Annotated in this window: 17 protein-coding genes and 1 pseudogene; 8 read left to right on the top strand and 10 right to left on the bottom strand. The window is 70.9% G+C overall.

The window, feature by feature from the left end:
- The 4 genes and pseudogenes from CCS38_RS07185 to CCS38_RS07170 all read right to left on the bottom strand — a co-directional run.
- Nucleotides 1-478 (bottom strand): GNAT family N-acetyltransferase (locus tag CCS38_RS07185; protein ID WP_223732354.1); only part of this gene is annotated, 478 nt, incomplete at its 3' end.
- A gap of 112 nt (nt 479-590) precedes the next feature.
- Nucleotides 591-1,112 carry a C40 family peptidase gene (locus CCS38_RS07180; protein ID WP_223732353.1) on the bottom strand — a complete coding sequence of 174 codons (522 nt, stop codon included), beginning with the start codon at nt 1,110-1,112 and terminating at the stop codon, nt 591-593.
- A gap of 529 nt (nt 1,113-1,641) precedes the next feature.
- Nucleotides 1,642-1,953: a hypothetical protein gene (locus CCS38_RS07175; RefSeq protein ID WP_223732352.1), complete on the bottom strand. Its 312-nt coding sequence runs from the start codon at nt 1,951-1,953 to the stop codon at nt 1,642-1,644.
- A 4-nt stretch (nt 1,954-1,957) separates the two neighbouring features.
- Nucleotides 1,958-2,554, bottom strand: a pseudogene (locus CCS38_RS07170) (ATP-dependent Clp protease proteolytic subunit); the annotation flags it as partial.
- Nucleotides 2,555-2,637: 83 nt separating this feature from the next.
- Here CCS38_RS07170 and CCS38_RS07165 point away from each other — a divergent pair.
- The gene (locus tag CCS38_RS07165) at nt 2,638-2,952 is read left to right on the top strand and encodes a type II toxin-antitoxin system Phd/YefM family antitoxin (RefSeq protein ID WP_223732351.1); all 315 of its coding nucleotides are present in this window, start codon (nt 2,638-2,640) and stop codon (nt 2,950-2,952) included.
- A 42-nt stretch (nt 2,953-2,994) separates the two neighbouring features.
- Here CCS38_RS07165 and CCS38_RS07160 read toward each other — a convergent pair whose 3' ends face one another.
- Nucleotides 2,995-3,942 carry a M28 family metallopeptidase gene (locus tag CCS38_RS07160; protein WP_223732350.1) on the bottom strand — a complete coding sequence of 316 codons (948 nt, stop codon included), beginning with the start codon at nt 3,940-3,942 and terminating at the stop codon, nt 2,995-2,997.
- 441 nt (nt 3,943-4,383) lie between these two features.
- Here CCS38_RS07160 and CCS38_RS07155 point away from each other — a divergent pair, with 441 nt between their 5' ends.
- From CCS38_RS07155 to CCS38_RS07125, 7 genes are all read left to right on the top strand, one after another.
- Nucleotides 4,384-4,686, top strand: a complete 303-nt coding sequence (locus CCS38_RS07155) for an urease subunit gamma (RefSeq protein WP_030257914.1) — start codon at nt 4,384-4,386, stop codon at nt 4,684-4,686.
- Nucleotides 4,687-4,703: 17 nt separating this feature from the next.
- Complete coding sequence (locus CCS38_RS07150) at nt 4,704-5,015, top strand: urease subunit beta (RefSeq protein ID WP_030257912.1); 312 nt, start codon at nt 4,704-4,706, stop codon at nt 5,013-5,015.
- Nucleotides 5,008-6,729: an urease subunit alpha gene (locus CCS38_RS07145; protein WP_223732349.1), complete on the top strand. Its 1,722-nt coding sequence runs from the start codon at nt 5,008-5,010 to the stop codon at nt 6,727-6,729. Before CCS38_RS07150 ends, CCS38_RS07145 begins: the two co-directional genes overlap by 8 nt.
- 40 nt (nt 6,730-6,769) lie before the next feature.
- The gene (locus tag CCS38_RS07140; protein ID WP_223732348.1) at nt 6,770-7,444 is read left to right on the top strand and encodes an urease accessory protein UreF; all 675 of its coding nucleotides are present in this window, start codon (nt 6,770-6,772) and stop codon (nt 7,442-7,444) included.
- 34 nt (nt 7,445-7,478) lie between these two features.
- On the top strand, nt 7,479-8,180 hold the full coding sequence (gene ureG, locus CCS38_RS07135) for an urease accessory protein UreG (RefSeq protein ID WP_223732347.1): 702 nt from the start codon (nt 7,479-7,481) through the stop codon (nt 8,178-8,180).
- Nucleotides 8,177-9,037, top strand: a complete 861-nt coding sequence (locus CCS38_RS07130) for an urease accessory protein UreD (RefSeq protein ID WP_263301793.1) — start codon at nt 8,177-8,179, stop codon at nt 9,035-9,037. The genes ureG and CCS38_RS07130 overlap by 4 nt, the downstream gene beginning before the upstream one ends.
- Before the next feature lie 110 nt (nt 9,038-9,147).
- Nucleotides 9,148-10,728: an alpha/beta hydrolase gene (locus CCS38_RS07125; protein WP_223732345.1), complete on the top strand. Its 1,581-nt coding sequence runs from the start codon at nt 9,148-9,150 to the stop codon at nt 10,726-10,728.
- Nucleotides 10,729-10,841: 113 nt separating this feature from the next.
- Here the strand turns inward: CCS38_RS07125 and CCS38_RS07120 are convergent, their stop codons facing one another.
- The 5 genes from CCS38_RS07120 to CCS38_RS07100 all read right to left on the bottom strand — a co-directional run bounded on the left by CCS38_RS07120 (nt 10,842) and on the right by CCS38_RS07100 (nt 16,844).
- Nucleotides 10,842-11,531, bottom strand: a complete 690-nt coding sequence (locus CCS38_RS07120) for a lysophospholipid acyltransferase family protein (RefSeq protein ID WP_223732344.1) — start codon at nt 11,529-11,531, stop codon at nt 10,842-10,844.
- A gap of 283 nt (nt 11,532-11,814) precedes the next feature.
- Complete coding sequence (locus tag CCS38_RS07115; protein ID WP_223732343.1) at nt 11,815-14,064, bottom strand: family 78 glycoside hydrolase catalytic domain; 2,250 nt, start codon at nt 14,062-14,064, stop codon at nt 11,815-11,817.
- Between the two features lie 34 nt (nt 14,065-14,098).
- Nucleotides 14,099-15,409, bottom strand: coding sequence for an MFS transporter (locus tag CCS38_RS07110; protein WP_223732342.1), 1,311 nt, complete (start codon nt 15,407-15,409; stop codon nt 14,099-14,101).
- Nucleotides 15,410-15,660: 251 nt separating this feature from the next.
- Nucleotides 15,661-15,897 (bottom strand): chaplin, encoded by a 237-nt coding sequence (locus CCS38_RS07105; protein WP_223732341.1) that lies wholly within the window; start codon nt 15,895-15,897, stop codon nt 15,661-15,663.
- A 185-nt stretch (nt 15,898-16,082) separates the two neighbouring features.
- Complete coding sequence (locus tag CCS38_RS07100; protein ID WP_223732340.1) at nt 16,083-16,844, bottom strand: GAF and ANTAR domain-containing protein; 762 nt, start codon at nt 16,842-16,844, stop codon at nt 16,083-16,085.
- Nucleotides 16,845-17,189 lie beyond the last annotated feature (345 nt).

Raw genomic sequence — 17,189 nt, 5'->3', positions numbered from 1 at the left:
GCCCGCGTGCTCCCTCCGCCACCTCGAAGGCCACCTCCCACCGGCCCGCGACGCCGCGCCCGACCACGACGGCGGACCCCTCCTCGTCGGCCGTCCACGCCCGCACACCGTCGCGGTGGCGCAGCGCCCGCGCGATACGGGGATGCGCCGGGTCCCGCGTCTCGCGCAGCGCCAACGGGGGCGGGCCCGGCAGCGGCCCGGCGACGGTGAGCAGATCGATGTTCTCGGTCTCCCGGCCCGTCCGGGCGGCGAGCGCGCCGAGGAACGACGGGCTGAGCGGGCCGGAGAGGTCGCCCGGGGCGATCCGTGCGTGCACCCAGTCGGCCGTGACATCGGCGAACACGACGGCACATCCCGAGAAGGAGATGACGCCCCAGTCGCGTTCCGAGACCGGGGGCAGCACGCTCACCGTCCCGTCGGCGGGCGGAAAGTCGCCGCTCGCGGCAGCGGTCAGGGTCTTGGCCAAGTCATCGATCACGGCCGTAAGTTAGCGCCTTGCCATCCGGCCGTGGTGCGAGCCGAAGAAGGGCGGGGCCACCGGCCCCGCCCCCTCGATGTCACCGCTGCGTCAGCTCCGCATCACACCCGCATCACGCCCGTCCGTACCAGACGCGCCCGGTCCAGATCCGTTCCTTGCGTACCGAGGCACCCGGCTTGGGCGCGTGCCACATACGGCCCTTCCCGGCGTAGATGCCCACGTGGTACACGTACCGCCCCGAGTGGAAGAAGACCAGGTCACCCCGCTTCCGCGAGGACGCCTTGATGTGCCGCACATGGCGGTACTGCGAATGCGCCGTACGCGGCAGCCGCTTCCCCGCCCGCTTGAACGCGTACTGCGTGAGCCCTGAGCAGTCGAACCGGTGTGGCCCCTCGGCCCCCCATGCGTACGGCGCCCCCTTCTTCGACGCCGCGACCCGCAGGGCCGTCTTGCCGGTGGAGCCCGAGGCCGCCGCCGACACGGCGGAGACGGTACCGGAGGAGGACGCCGCCGAGGCGTCCCCCGCACTGCCGGGGACCAGCAGCGCCAGCCCGAGGGCCGACACCACCCCGGCACGGGCCAGCAGGCCCGGCGCGGCAACACCACGAACAGGAAGATCAACGCGCGCAGTCATGCGCACTCCTTCGTCAGCCGCCTGCGAAGGAAGACCTGTCGGGTTCGGGCAGGCGAAGATGCCCGGCCGGATGTGCCGCCCTTCACGGCGGCAAAGGCTTCACCCCAAGGGACCGCCCGGCCAGTACCACGGCCGCGGCCCCGTCGTGCTCGGGTCCTCCGCTCCTGCCGGTCCACGCGTATCGACCAGGCGCCCGGGCACGGCGGCAGGATTCGGCGTCCGCCCGGACCGCCCCGCCGCTGCGGCGGGGGCTTGTCGTCGGGGGGATCGTGACGCAGCGCCGGGGCGGTTCAGGCGCGGAACATGACTTGTGTGAAGGTGGTCACGCCTGATCCGTTCGGGTGGACAGACGCGGTCCGTCGAGCGGCCCGCGCCCCGTACGCACCCCCGCACCGGCGCCGTCGTACCGCCCGCAACGCGACACGTCGACGCAGAGCGCAAGTCGTACTCCGTCGCAAGCGGGCCCAGGAGTACTCCAACGGCGGTAGTCCGATCGGATTCCGCGCCCGCGTGGAACGGAGTCGTCCCGTCATTCCTCATCAGGCGGCGGCACGGCGACGAGACCGGCCCGCCGCTCACCGTCCAGCACCCGCAGCGCGCGGGTGAGCGTCTCGGCGTGCAGCTCGGTCTCGCCGCGCTCATGCATCAGCGCCAGCGCGTCCCGCAGCGCCACCGCCTGGCCCACCAGCGCCTGCGCCGCCCGCAGGCCCCGGTACGTGCCCTCGCCGCGGGCCGGATTGATCCGCCCCAGGAGATCCAGGATCTGGAGGTAGCTGTCGATGACCGCGCCCTCGGCCCGGGTCAGCGCGGGCAGCGGCGGCAGTTCGGGAGGCAGGGCCATCACCTCACCTCGCGCCGGGTGCCGCGGACGAGGACGCCTTGCGGCCGCGGGTGAGTCCGTCGACCAGCCCGTACGCCATGGCCTCTTCGGCGCTCAGGATCTTGTCGCGCTCGATGTCGGCGCTGATCCGGTCGCGCGGCTGCCCGGTGTGCCGGGCGAGCAGCTCCTCCAGCAGGTCGCGGGTGCGCAGCATCTCCTTGGCCTGCAGGGCGAGATCGGAGATCTGGCCCTCGACCGGATCGCTGAAGGACGGCTGGTGGATGAGGACGCGGGCGCCGGGCAGCGCGAGGCGGCGCCCGGGATGGCCGGCGGCGAGCAGGACGGCCGCGGCGGAGGCGGCCTGTCCGAGGCAGACCGTCTCGATGGGGCTGGTGACGAACTGCATCGTGTCGTAGATCGCGGTCATCGCGGTGAACGAGCCGCCGGGGGAGTTGATGTACAGCGAGATGTCCCGCTCGGGCGCGGCGTGTTCGAGGTGCAAGAGCTGGGCCATGACGTCGTTGGCCGAGGTGTCGTCGATCGGGGTGCCGAGGAAGACGATGCGCTCGTCGAGCAGCTTGGAGTACGGATCGAGCGTCCGGGTGCCCTGTGTCGTGCGCTCGGGCCGTGGGTTCGCGCATGAGGCTGCTCCTCTGTTCCGTTGTAAAAAATGTACAGGACGTACATCCCGTTAGAATGGGGAGCATGACCTACGAGATTCCGGTGACGCAAGCCCGGGCGGAGCTGGCGGACTTGATCAACCGCGTTGTGTACGGCTCCGAGCGCGTGGTCGTCACGCGCCACGGCAAGCCGTTGGTGGCGCTGGTGTCCGCCGCTGACCTGCGACGGCTCGAAGAGCTCGACCGGGCGGAGGCGGCCGCCGAGGAGGAGGTCATCAGTACGGTCTCCTCGGTGCGGCAGCTGCCGGCGTCCGCTGCGGGCGAACGCCGCCGGTTCGGCATCGCCGCGGAGCACCGCGACCCGGCCGCCGGGGATCGGCGACCGGGCCACGAGAGGTGATGCGGGGTCAGCCCGTAGGCGCGCCCGTGGGGTGAGCGGGCGTCAGGAGCTGAGCTCCCAGACCGCGTGGGCGATGGCGTCCGTGTTGGTGTCCAGCGCCTTCTCGTCGATGTTCTTCGTCGTGTCGCAGGACTGGTGGTAGCAGGCGTCGAACGGCTCGCCCGCCGTGCCGCCCCAGTTCTTCGCCTGTTCCGCGGTCTTCTTGTAGTCGGCGCCGGAGAAGAGGCCGCCGACGGGGATGCCCACGTCCTTGAACGAGGCGTGGTCGGAGCGGCCGTCGCCCTCGGTCTCGATCTCGGTGGCGATGTTCTTCGTGGCGTACCAGTCCTTGAAGACCTTCTCCAGGCGCGGGTCGTCGTCGTAGACGAAGTAGCCCGGGTTGGGCGAGCCGATCATGTCGAAGTTGAGGTACGAGTCGAACTTCGCCCGGTCCGCCTCGGCGAGGCTGTCGACGTAGGCCCGCGAGCCGACCATGCCGTACTCCTCGGCGCCCCACCAGCCGAACCGCAGGTGCTTGGCGGGCTTGAGGTCCGCCTTGGCGACCGCGAGGGCGACTTCGAGGATGCCGGCCGAGCCGGAGCCGTTGTCGTTGATGCCCGGCCCGTCCTCCACCGAGTCCAGATGGGCGCCGGCCATCACCGTCTTGCTCTCGTCGCCGCCGGGCCAGTCGGCGACGAGGTTGTAGCCCTTGGTGCCGTTGTGGTCGAACTCCTGGACCTGGGTGGTGAACCCGGCCTCGTCCAGCTTGCCCTTGAGATGGTCGATGGACGCCTTGTAGCCGGGCTGTCCGTGGGCGCGGTTGCCGCCGTTGGCGTCGGCGATGGACTGCAGCTGGTCCAGGTCCGCCTTGACGGCGGAGACCGGGATGTCCGGCGCGGCGAGCGGGGCGGGACCGGCCTGGGCGCCGGCCGCGGTGAAGAGCGTGGCGGCGACGGCGGTGCAGGCGCCCGCGGCCAGGGCGGCCCGGCGTATGCGTGCGGAACGGGTCACGATGTGGCTCCGATGCTGTGTGGGGGGTTGGTGCGGAGCTTGTTGTTGTGGTGTGCGAGCGCGTACGCGACGCGTGGGGCGTGCGGGCGCGCGCAGATGAGCATCGTGACTTGTCTGTGGGCAGTCAAGGGCGAATAGCGAACGCGTTGTTCCGGCGAGCGGGGCAGCCGAGCGTTATGTCTGCTTCGAGGGGAGTTCGGAGCGGGCGGGGAATGGGGCGCCCGGGGTGCGGTCCCCAGATTTAACAAGGGATTCACCGAGGTAACGCCGCCGACATCGAGCGGAGCTAGCCTGCGAAGTCCGGGGCGATTCATGGAACTTAGCTGGAGATCAGTTTGCTTTTCCTTTGTTGAATGTGTGATACATCTATTTGTACGGGCGCGTCGATGCCTGTGACCTGGGCCGATGCGGTCCAGGCTGGTAAGAAAAGTGAGGTGAAATATGCAACTGACCCCGCATGAACAAGAACGGCTGATGATTCATGTCGCGGCGGACGTTGCCGAAAAGCGCCGGGCCCGCGGCGTACGGCTCAACCACCCCGAAGCCATTGCCCTGCTGACCGTGCACATCCTGGAAGGCGCGCGCGACGGCCGTACGGTCGCCGAGCTCATGTCCTCCGGGCGCAAGGTCCTCACCCGTGACGACGTGATGGAAGGCATCCCCGAGATGATCCACGACGTCCAGGTCGAGGCGACCTTCCCGGACGGCACCAAGCTCGTCACCGTTCACGATCCCATCAGCTGACCCAGGGAGAGCCGAAGATGATCCCGGGACAGATCCTCTACGCCGATGAGCCGGTACGCCTCAACGAGGGGCTTCCCGTCACGCGCATGACCGTCCTCAACGTCGCCGACCGCCCCGTGCAGGTCGGCTCCCACTACCACTTCGCCGAGGCCAACCCCGGCCTCGACTTCGACCGTGCGGCCGCGCACGGCAAGCGCCTGAACGTCGCCGCCGGATCGGCCGTGCGCTTCGAGCCGGGTATCCCCACCGAGGTCGAACTGGTGCCCCTCGGGGGCAAGCGGATCGTCGCGGGCCTGCGTGGCGAGACCGGAGGCACCCTCGATGGCTGAACTTTCCCGTGCCGCGTACGCCGACCTCTTCGGCCCGACGGCGGGCGACCTGGTGCGCCTCGCCGACACCGACCTGCTGATCGAGATCAGCGAGGACTGGGCCGGTGGCCCGGGGCGCAGCGGTGACGAGGCCGTCTTCGGCGGCGGCAAGGTCATCCGCGAGTCGATGGGCCAGTCCCGGCTCTCCCGTGCGGACGGCGCCCCGGACACCGTGATCACCGGCGTGATCGTCATCGACCACTGGGGCATCGTCAAGGCCGACGTCGGCATCCGCGACGGCCGCATCGTGGCGCTCGGCAAGGCGGGCAACCCCGACACCATGGACGGCGTCCATCCCGACCTCGTCATCGGCCCGGAGACCGAGATCATCGCCGGGCAGGGCAAGATCCTCACCGCTGGCGCCATCGACACCCACGTGCACTTCATCTGCCCCGAGCAGGCGACCGAGGCGCTGGCCTCCGGCGTCACGACGATGATCGGCGGCGGTACCGGCCCGGCCGAGGGCAGCAAGGCCACCACCATCACCCCCGGCGCCTGGCACGTCTCCCGGATGTTCGAGGCGATGGACGCCTTCCCCGTCAACGTCGGGCTGCTCGGCAAGGGCAACACCACCTCGGTCGCCTCGATGCGGGACCAGCTGCGCGCCGGCATCCTCGGTTTCAAGATCCACGAGGACTGGGGCGCCACCCCCGCTGTCATCGACGCCTGCCTGAACGTCTGCGAGGAGAGCGGCGCCCAGCTCGCGATCCACACCGACACCCTGAACGAGGCCGGCTTCCTCGGCGATACCCTCGCCGCCATCGCCGGCCGCTCCATCCACGCCTTCCATGTCGAGGGCGCGGGCGGCGGCCACGCACCCGACATGATCGCCATGGTGTCGGAGCCCAACGTGCTGCCTGCCTCGACCAACCCGACCCGGCCGCACACCGTCAACACCGTCGAGGAACACCTCGACATGCTGATGGTCTGTCACCACCTGAACCCCGCGGTCCCCGAGGACCTGGCCTTCGCCGAGTCCCGCATCCGGCCCTCCACCATCGCGGCCGAGGACTTCCTGCACGACATGGGTGCCATCTCGATGATGTCCTCCGACGCCCAGGCCATGGGCCGCATCGGCGAGGTCGTCATGCGTACCTGGCAGACCGCGCACGTCATGAAGAAGCGCCGTGGCGCGCTGCCCGGTGACTTCGCCGCCGACAACCACCGCGTACGCCGGTACGTCGCGAAGTACACCATCAACCCGGCGATCGCCCAGGGCATCGACCACGTCGTCGGCTCCGTGGAGACCGGCAAGCTCGCCGACCTCGTGCTGTGGGACCCGGCGTTCTTCGGCGTCAAGCCGCGGCTGGTCATCAAGGGCGGCCAGATCGCGTACGCGCAGGTGGGCGACGCCAACGCGTCCATCCCCACCCCGCAGCCGGTCCTGCCGCGCCCGATGTTCGGCGCGATCGGCAAGGCCCCCGGCGCCAACTCGCTCAACTTCGTCTCCGAGCAGGCCGTGGCGGACGGGCTGGGCGACCGGCTGGGCGTCGCCAAGGAGCTGACGGCCATCCGCTCCACCCGCCAGGTCACCAAGGCGTCCATGCGCAACAACGACGCGCTGCCGAAGGTCGTCGTCGACCCCGACACCTTCACGGTGACCATCGACGACGCGGTGGTCGAGCCGGCCCCCGCGGCCGAACTGCCCATGGCCCAGCGGTACTTCCTGTTCTGATGGCCATGTCCGACGTACCCCTGCGGAAAGGGCGGGACCGATGAGCCGCGCCGCGCTGCTGGTCCTGGCCGACGGCCGCTTCCCCGCCGGCGGGCACGCCCACTCCGGCGGCGCCGAACCGGCCGTCGCCGCCGGCCGCATCCGCGACGGCGGCTCGCTGGAGGAGTTCTGCCGCGGCCGGCTGCACACGGCCGGGCTGGTCGCGGCGGGCCTGGCCGCCGCGGCCGCCGCGGGCTGCGAACCGCTCGCCCTGGACGAGGCGGCGGATGCCCGTACACCCGTACCGGCCCTGCGTACCACCGCACGCAAGCTCGGCCGCCAGATGATGCGCGCGGCCCGGGCGACCTGGCCCTCGCCCGAACTGGACGCGCTCGCCGCGGCCCGGCCGCGCGGCGCCCACCAGCCCGTCGTCCTCGGCCTCGCCGCACGCTCGGCGGGCCTGGACCCGGAGGACGCCGCGTACGCCGTCGCGTACGAAACCGTCAGCGGCCCCGCCACCGCCGCCGTACGGCTGCTGAGCCTGGACCCCTTCGACGCGACGGCCGTCCTCGCGCGGCTCGCCCCCGACCTGGACGCGGTCGTGGCCGAGGCCGTCGCGGCCGCGGCGCGCGTCCCGCAGGACGGGACCGGCGCGCTGCCCGCCCGCTCCGCACCGCTGCTGGACATCACCGCCGAGCAGCACGCGGCCTGGCCGGTACGGCTGTTCGCGTCCTGACCCCACCCACTTTTTGCACCCCCACGGAGTCCGTATGCACCTCGACCACGATCTCGACGAGAAGTTCCCGCACCGCCACACCTACAGCGCGGCCGGGCCGCAGCGCGCCGACGGCAGCCGCCGCGCGCTGCGCATCGGCCTCGGCGGCCCGGTCGGCTCCGGCAAGACCGCCACCGTCGCGGCCCTGTGCCGCAAGCTCCGCGACGAGCTGTCCATCGCCGTCGTGACCAACGACATCTACACGCGCGAGGACGCCGAATTCCTGCTCCGCGAGGCGGTACTGCCTCCGGAGCGGATCACCGCCGTGGAGACCGGCGCCTGCCCGCACACCGCGATCCGCGACGACATCTCCGCCAATCTGGAGGCCGTGGAAGATCTGGAAGACGAGGTCGGCCCACTCGACCTCGTACTCGTCGAGTCCGGCGGCGACAACCTCACCGCCACCTTCTCCAAGGGCCTGGTCGACTTCCAGATCTTCGTGATCGACGTGGCCGGCGGCGACGACATCCCGCGCAAGGGCGGCCCCGGCGTCACCACCGCCGACCTGCTCGTCGTCAACAAGACCGACCTCGCCCCGTACGTCGGCTCCGACCTGGAGTCCATGGCCCGCGACGCCAAGGCGCAGCGCGGCGACCTGCCCGTCGCCTTCACCGCCATCAAGGGCGAGAACGGTGTCGCGCCGGTCGCGGACTGGGTCCGCGAGTGCCTCGCCAAGTGGACCGCGGGCCCGGCATGACGCTCGCGCCGCCACCGCCTGCGCCCACGGCGCCCGCTGCCGTACTGCCGGACGCCGCCGTACTGCCGGACGCCGCCGGGCCACCCGCCGCCCGCCAACTGCGCGCCACCGCCCGCATCGCCGCGGCCGCCGACCCGCACGGCGTCTCCCGGCTGCCCGTACTGGACGGCGACGGGCCGCTCGCGCTGCGCCGGCTGCGCTCGCACGACACGGCCGCCCGGGTCTGCGTGGTCGGCGCGATGAGCGCACCGGTGGGCGGCGACCAACTGCGCATCGAAGCGCGCGCCGGGGCGGGCAGCGACCTGCGGATCACCGCGGCCGCCGCGACCCTCGCGCTGCCCGGCCACCACCCGGGTACCGCCCGCTACGACGTGGCGCTGGACGTGGCCGACGGGGCGCGCCTGGACTGGCTGCCCGAGCCGCTGATCTCCGCGGCCGGCAGCGACCTGATCCAGACCACCACCGTCGACCTCGCGCCCACCGCCCGGCTGGTGCTCCGCGAGGAGCAGGTGCTCGGCCGGACCGGCGAGGCCACCGGACGGCTCGCCGCCCGGCTGACGGTCCGGCGCGCGGGCCGGGTCCTGCTGGACCAGGAGACGGCGTACGGGCCCGGGGTGCCCGGCTGGGACTCCTCCGCGGTGCTCGCCGGACACCGTGCCGTCGGCCAACTCCTCGTCGTCGACCCGGCGTTCGAGGAGCAGCCCGTACCGGTACGGACCCTGACGGCGGCCGACGGCCCCGGACAGGCCGTGTGCACGCCGCTCGCCGGGCCCGCGGCACTCGTCACCGCCGTCGCACCCGACGCACTGGCCGTCCGGCGACTGCTCGAAATGGCCGCGATTCCTACGGGTTGGTAAAGAAAACGCCGCCCGGTCTTTTCATCGGACGGTTGTACGAGACAGGATCCCCCTGCGGCTCTGTGATCATCGCCGCCACAAGTGGCACACCATGCAGGGGGAACACCTACGTGAGAAGAACAGCAGCGCTCGGCGCCGCCGGGACCGTGGTGGCGGGCGCGCTCATAGCCGGCGCCATCGCCGCCACACCCGCCAGCGCGGGCACCAACCACCAGCGCGGCTCCGCCGAGGACCGCGGCGTGCAGACCGCCGCGGCGCGCGCCGCGAAGGCCGGTATCGACTGGCAGACCTGTCCGAAGGACTGGGGCCTGGACGCCCCGATCCAGTGCGGGTTCGTGACCGTGCCGGTCGACTACGCCAAGCCGGACGGCAAGAAGATCAAGATCGCCGTGGACCGGGCCAGGAGCACCGGCACCAAGGACGAGCGCCAGGGTTCGCTGATCTACAACCCCGGCGGCCCCGGCGGCTCGGGACTCCGCTTCCCCGCCCGGGTGACCAGCAAGAACCCCCTGTGGACCAAGACCTCCAAGGCGTACGACTTCGTGGGCTTCGACCCGCGGGGCGTCGGCCACTCCGCCGCGATCTCCTGCATGGACCCGCAGGAGTTCGTCAAGGCGCCCAAGGCCGACCCGGTGCCCGACGACGAGGCCGACAAGCTCGCCCAGCGCAAGCTCGCCAAGGAGTACGCGGACGGCTGCAAGGAGCGCAGCGGCGCCCTGCTCCCGCACATGACGACGCCCAACACCGCCCGTGACCTGGACGTCATCCGCGCCGCCCTGGGCGACAAGAAGCTCAACTACCTCGGCGTCTCCTACGGCACCTACCTCGGCGCCGTCTACGCCACGCTCTTCCCCGACCACGTGCGCCGGATGCTCGTCGACTCCGTCGTGAACCCCTCGCGCGAGAAGATCTGGTACCAGGCCAACCTCGACCAGGACATCGCCTTCGAGACCCGCTGGGGCGACTGGAAGAAGTGGGTCGCGAAGAACGACGCGACGTACCACATCGGCGACACCCCCGAGAAGGTCCAGGCGCAGTGGGAGAAGCTGCGCGCGGCCGCGAAGAAGGCCCCGCTCGGCGGCCAGGTCGGCCCGGCCGAGCTCACCGGTTTCTTCCAGAACGCGCCGTACTACGACTCGATGTGGGCGCCGGTCGCCAAGGCGTGGAGCGCGTACGTCGCCGGTGACGAGAAGCCGATCATCGAGAACGCCGCGCCCGACATGAGCGACAAGGCCGGCAACATCTCCGCGGAGAACGGCAACGCGGTCTACACGGCCGTGGAGTGCAACGACGCCAAGTGGCCCACCAGCTGGCAGCGCTGGAACCGTGACAACACCCGCATCCACGAGCAGGCCCCGTTCATGACCTGGTCCAACGCCTGGATGAACCTGCCCTGCGCCACGTGGCCGGAGAAGCAGCAGACCCCGGTGGACGTCAAGACCGGCAAGGGCCTGCCCAGCGTGCTGATCGTGCAGAGCGAGCGGGACGCCGCTACCCCGTACGAGGGCGCCGTCGAGCTGCACCGCCGCCTGGCGGGCTCGCGCCTGATCACCGAGAAGGACGCCGGCTCGCACGGCGTCACCGGCCAGGTCAACCCGTGCATCAACGACCGCGTCGACGCGTACTTCGTGGACGGCAAGACGGACGCGAAGGACGTGACGTGCGCGCCGCACGCCACGCCCAAGCCGTAACGCCGTAGTGCCGTAGCGAGGCGCGACAGCGCATACAGGGCGGGGCGCCCGGGGTTTCCCGGGCGCCCCGCTCGCTTGCGCAGCCCCGCTCGCCCACGGAGGGGCCGGCGTTACTACTTGCCGGTCTGCTGCTGCGCGGCCTTCGCGTCGGCCGCGTACATGTCCACGTACTCCTGCCCCGACAGCTTCATGATCTCGTACATGATCTCGTCCGTGACGGCCCGCAGCGCGGCGTGCTCGGACGTCATGTTCGCGTACCGGGAGAAGTCCATCGGCTCCCCGAAGCGGATCGTGACGCGCATGGCGCGCGGCAGCCGCCGGCCGGTCGGCTGGGCCTCGAACGTGCCGATCACCGCGCACGGGATCACCGGCACCCCGGCCTCCAGCGCCATCGCGGCGACGCCCGTACGGCCCTTGTAGAGCCGCCCGTCGTGCGAGCGGGTGCCCTCCGGATAGATACCCAGCAGGCGGCCCCGGCGGAGCACGTTCACCCCCGACCTGATCGCGGCCCGCGACGCCTGCCCGCCGGACCGGTCCACCGGGATCTGCCCGACCCCGCGGAAGAACGCCGCGGTCAGCCGGCCCTTGAGGCCGGGCCCCGTGAAGTACTCGGCCTTGGCCAGAAAGGTCACTCTGCGCGGCACGATCGCGGGCATCACGAAGTGGTCGGCGAAGGACAGATGGTTGCCGGCGATGATCGCCGCACCCTCCTCGGGGATGTGCTCCAGCCCCTCCACCCGGGGCCGGAAGACCGCCCGCAACAGCGGCCCCAGGACGACGTACTTGAGCACCTGGTAGAACACGCGGTTCTCCTCATTCTGCTGGACCGGCTCGACGACGGTGTCTTGGCAGGTCTACTGCGCAAACGTCCTGCGCGACAGCCGTAGTGTGACGTAAGTACGTCTGGTACCTCGGCGTTTCAGGCCACGACGGCTGACGGCAAGAGTCGGTGGCACGTCGGCGACACGTCGGCGACGCCCAGGACGACATGGCGACACGGCGATATGACGACATGACGGCATACAGATATGGAGACAGCGTGAGCAGTGAAGCGGCGGAGGTGTCCGTCGCCGTAACGGGATGAGTTCAGTGTGACGCGGCGGGGGAGCGGAGGACGTGTTCGCCGTCCGTGACGGTGGTCGTGGAGCCGTCCGGGAGCAGTACGTCGGCCTCGACGCCGGGCGGGACGACGACGCGGACCTCGATGCCGCTTTCCGTACGGCGCCAGTGGGACTCGACGCGGCCGTGCGGGGTCCGGAGGGTGCCGGAGGCCCAGTCGAGGCCGGGGCCCGGGGTCGGGGCGATGCGGAGGCGGGCGTAGCCCGGTGCGGCGGGCCGGATGCCGGCGACGGCCTTGTAGAGCCAGTCGGCGACGGCGCCCAGCGCGTAGTGGTTGAAGCTCGTCATCTCGCCCGGATTGATCCTCCCGTCGGGGAGCATCGAGTCCCAGCGTTCCCAGATCGTCGTCGCGCCCTTCGTCACGGGGTAGAGCCAGGACGGGCACTCCGTCTCCAGCAGCAGCCGGTACGCGTCGTCGACGTGCCCGGTCTCGGACAGCGCCCAGGTGACGAAGGGCGTGCCGGCGAACCCGGTGGTGACGCGGTAGTCGCGGTCGCGGACGACCTCGGCGAGGCGGCGACCGGCGGCGGCGCGCGTCGCGTCGTCCAGCAGGCCGAAGCAGATGGCCAGCGCGTACACCGTCGCGCAGTCGGAGCGGATCCGGCCGCCGTCCGCCACGTAATGCTGCCGGAACGCCTCCTTGGTGCGCCGCGCCAGCTCCTCCCAGCGCGCCGCGTCGGCGTCCTCGCCGATCAGGCGCGCGGTCTCGGCGGCGAAGGAGGCCGACCGGTAGAGGCACGCGGTGGCCACGACACCGGCGTCGGCCTTGGCGGCCCACGGCTCGTGCGGTGAGGCATCGGGGTCCAGCCAGTCGCCGAACTGGAATCCCTTGTCCCACAGCCCGTTCTCCGAGAGGAGGGGGAGTACGGATTCGAGGTGGAGCACCATGCCCGGGTAGTGCGCGGCGAGCCGCTCGCGGTCGCCGTACGCCTCCCAGAGGGCCTGCGGGACCCAGACCGCGGCGTCTCCCCAGATGGCGGTGGGCCCGTTCCACTTCTCGAACAGTGCCGGATCGGGGAAGTTCCCGTGCTTCAGGACGTCGGGGACGACGTGCGGTACTCCGCCGGGGCCGGCGTGCCGGGTCTCCGCCGCGAGGTCGAGCAGCCAGCGGTGGAGGAAGTCCGCGGTGTCGAACTGGAAGGACGCCGTGGCGGCGTACGCGGCGATGTCACCGGTCCAGCCGAGGCGCTCGTCCCGTTGCGGACAGTCGGTCGGGACATGGAGGAAGTTGCCCTTCTGGCTCCACACCGAGTTTTCGACGAGCCGGTTGACCAGGTCGTTGGAGCAGGTGAAGGTGCCGGTGCGGGCCATGTCCGAGTGGATGACGACGGCCTCCAGCGCGTCCTCCGTGAGCTGCCCGGGATACCCCGTGACCTCGGCGTACCGGAATCCGTGGAAGGTGAGCGCCGGCTCGAACTCGTCGTCACCGCCGGAGAGTACGAACGTATCGGTGGCCTTCGCGGCGCGCAGCGGCCGCGTGCCGAGCTCGTCGTCCTCCAGTACCTCGGCGTGCCGGACGACGATCTCCGTGCCGGCGGGCCCCGTGGCACGCAGGCGGAGCCGGCCGACGAGGTTCTGGCCGAAGTCGACGAGCGTCCGCCCCCGCGGCGAGGTCCAGATGCGCTGCGGCCGCAGCACTTCCTGCCGGGTCGCCCGCGGGCCGGTCTGCGCGACGAGGGTGGCGCGGTCGAAGGCGGTCTCGCGGACCGCCAGCGGTGTGCCGGTGCCGCGCAGCCGGGCGTCGATCCGCTCGCCGTTGTAGAGGCTGTTCTCCAGGATCTCGCTGGTCCGGGCCGACCAGGAGGTGTCCGTCGGTACGGACTGGGTGTGCCCGTCGGCGAAGGTGATCTCCAGCTCGCCGATGAAGCCGATCTCCTCGCCGTAGTTGGCGTTCGCGCCCTCGAAGCCGAGGTCGCCTCGCCACCAGCCGTTGCCGAGCAGCACCTCGATGTCGAAGGTGCTGTCGTTGCCGAGGAGGTGGGTCACGTCGTACGTCTGGACCTCCAGCCGCCATTCGTAGGCGGTCCAGCCCGGATCGAGTACCGAGTCGGAGACCGGGCGCCCGTCGATACGGGCCTCGTAGATGCCGTGGGCCGTCGCCCGGAGCCGTGCCGCGGTCACCTGCGACCGGGGGGCGTCGAGGGCGACGGTCCGGTGCAGGACGACGGCGGCGGCGCGGTCGGTGCCGGCGGTGATCATCGTGGCGTTGTCGAGCATGGGTGACCCTTCGCGGTGTGTGAGGTGAAGTGGGCTATGCGGGGGTCGGGTCGCTGCGGAGGGAGGCCGCCCCCTGGTCCCCCTCGGCCACGCCCTCCGCGTCGAACTCGTTGCGTGTCCGGCGGCGGAAGACCAGCCAGGCGGTGCCCAGGCCGAGGGCGGTGGCGAGGCAGAGGCCCGCGTACGTCAGGCGGGGGCTGTACTGGAGGAGGGCCGGGGTGAGGACGGCCGCGACGGCGGCGAGGACGCGGGCGACGGCGATGATCCCGCCCTGCGCGGTGGACCGCAGCATCGTCGGAAACGACTCCTGCGTCCAGACCTTCATCATCCCCTCGAAGGCGAGCATGCCGCCGGCGCCGCCCAGGATCCCCATCGTGACGAACGCCGGGAGGCTGAATCCCACGACGGCGGGCGTGGCGTAGGACACGATGAGCATCACCGCGCCGGTCGCGAAGAGCCGCATCCGGTGGCGGGTGCCGACGTACTTCATGAAGACCAGGCTGCCGACCAGGCCGAGCGGGAAGCCCAACAAGCTCAGCTGCGAAGCCAGTTCGACGCTGATGCCGACGACGTTGACGGCGATGTGAGTGTGGAACTGGCCGTTGGTGTTGGCCGCGAGATTGGTCAGGCAGTAGAAGACCAGCAGTGCGGCGAACGGCATGGCGTACGGGGGCTTGAACAGCTCGCCGAGGCGCACCCGCTCCGCGCGGACCGTCCGGATGCCGCGGCGTCGCTCGTCCCGGGCCGTGAGCCAGTACGGCGACTCGGGAATACCGAGCCGAAGGAGCAGGACGATCAGGGCGACGACGGCCACGTGGGCGTACAGGATCTGGCCGCCGAGCCGGCCGAGGCCGCCGACGAGGGAGGCGATCAGGGCCGTGGCGACGATGCCGACCGTCCAGAGCATGTTCGACAGGCCGAGCAGCGCGCCCCGGTTCTTGTCGGTCGCCGCCTCGGAAATCGTGGCGAGCGAGACGGGCAGGTCGGCACCGGTGCCGAGGCCCACGAGGGCGACACCGGTCAGCATGAGCGGGAAGGACGTCCCGAAGACCAGCAGCGCGCAGCCGGCGACGGCCATCGCCATCGTCACGAGGAAGACGGCGCGCCGGCCGAAGGCGTCGCCGAGCTTGCCGCCGGCGACGGCGCCGAGGGCGATACAGAAGGTGAGGATGCCCGAGAGCCAGCCGAACTCGCTGCCGCTCAGGCCGATCGCGTCCTGGTAGATGACCAGCGCGGTGCCGTTCGAGACGATCGCTGCCGCGTCGATGTAGGACGCCATTCCCGAGACGATGCCCACCCACCAGGGGTTGGGTGTTCCGGCGGTGCGGGGGATCGGCAGAGCCATGGCGGTTCCCCTTTGAAACGTCGCGTATGGAAAGCCAGAAGTGGCTTGATGAAGACGCTGAATCGATTCAAGTGGCGATACCGTAAGGCGGCGGCGAATCGCTTCACAAGGGTGCTGCGCCGGGTTTCTCGGCGAGGCGGTGCGCCGCGTTCGCGCGCGGGCATGCGAAACGCCCCGCCGCAAGGGGGAGATGGCGGGGCGTCCGACCGGCGACCGGCCGTGGGCCGGTGCGGGCGTGCAGGGGCCGAGGATCAGCTGTTCACGCAGGTGTTGCCGAAGGCGGGGTTGAGCAGCCCGACGACATTGATGGTGTTGCCGCAGGCGTTGACCGGAACGTGGACGGGAACCTGGATGACGTTGCCGGAAACGACCCCGGGGGAGTTCACCGCGGCGCCCTGAGCGCCGGAGTCGGCCACTGCGGCGCCCGCTCCTCCCAGGACAGCGGCGGCGGCGAGGGTGGTGGCGGCGACTGCGTGACGGATGCTCATGATTTTCTCCTGATGTGAGGGAATGCCCGCACGGAGCATCTCCGGTGCGATGTGCAGAAAACGCCTGTAACCCGAACGGGGGGTCAAACTCGCTGGTACGTGTGCAAGTGCCGCCACACGGTTGACCGCGCGCCGTCCGGCCGGGCCCGCCGGTCGGTTGCGGGTACAGGAGCGCCGGGTCCTCGCTACCGGGGTGAAGTGCGGCGGAACGGGCCCTCGGTGGGCGGGCCGTCGAGGATCGAGCGGACGAGGTCGTGCAGGCGGGTGTTGTGACTGCGGGCGTAGGAGCGGAGCAGTTCGAACGCCTGGTCAATGGTCCACTCGAAGCGTTCCGCGAGCATTCCCTTCGCCTGCTCGATGGCGATCCGCGAGGTCAGGGCCGATTGCAACTGATCGACGTACCGCTGCTGCCGCAGATGGGCCACGCCTATGACCGCCGCGTCGCTCATGGCCTGTGCGGCCCGGACGGATTCGCCGGGTAATGCGTGGTGCCCGCAATGCTGGTGGTGGAGGTGGAGTGCGGCGATGGTCCGGTGTTCGTGGCGGAGGGGGATGACGGTGATGCCGGTGAACCCCTCGGACAGGGACCGGGGGACGAAGCGCGGCCATCGGGAACGGAAGCTCGGCCCGTCGAGCGGCAGATCGGCGAGCCGCCGTCCGGTACGGAGGGCTTCGAGGCCCGGTCCTTCGTTCAACTCCAGTTGTGCCTGGGCCAGTTGGCCGGACGTGTGGTCCGAGGCGGCCGCCACCGTGCAAGCGTTCTTGTTGTGCTCGTCCACGGAGATGACCGCCGTCGCCTCGACGCCCGGCAGCTTCCGGCTGTGGTCGGTCAGTCGCCGCAGTACGCCACTGTTGTCGCGGTCACGCGGGCCGGCGTCGGCGAGGTCGAGGAGAACGGGCGGCAACTGCTGATGGATCGATTGCTGATGGATCGATTCGTCGCACATACGGGTCGTCTCCTGTGGACCGAACGCCGATGATCCTGGCTAGAATCTGACGTTGGCATGCTGCTGGGTCATATCTCAAGTGCACCCGCATCCTGGCAACGGTCGCTCAGCGGAGCAAGTGGGCTACTCCCGGTCAGCGCTCCGGCCTTGGCGGATGCCGCGCTTCCGGTTCCTCTGCGCGGGGAGCACGGCGCCGACCCTGAACGGGCGGCGGCACCGGGCGCAGGGACGACTGTTGATAAGTGATGCCGTATCAGTCCGCACGGTATTCCTATCAATCCGCGCGAATTTCCTCTTCAGCGCCGGGTCGGGGCGGGTGAGGGCCCCGGGGTCACTCGGCCGTGA

This window comes from Streptomyces purpurogeneiscleroticus (genome assembly GCF_020024005.1).
Taxonomy (GTDB): domain Bacteria; phylum Actinomycetota; class Actinomycetes; order Streptomycetales; family Streptomycetaceae; genus Streptomyces; species Streptomyces purpurogeneiscleroticus.
This window is presented reverse-complemented; position numbering and strand designations above follow the sequence as displayed.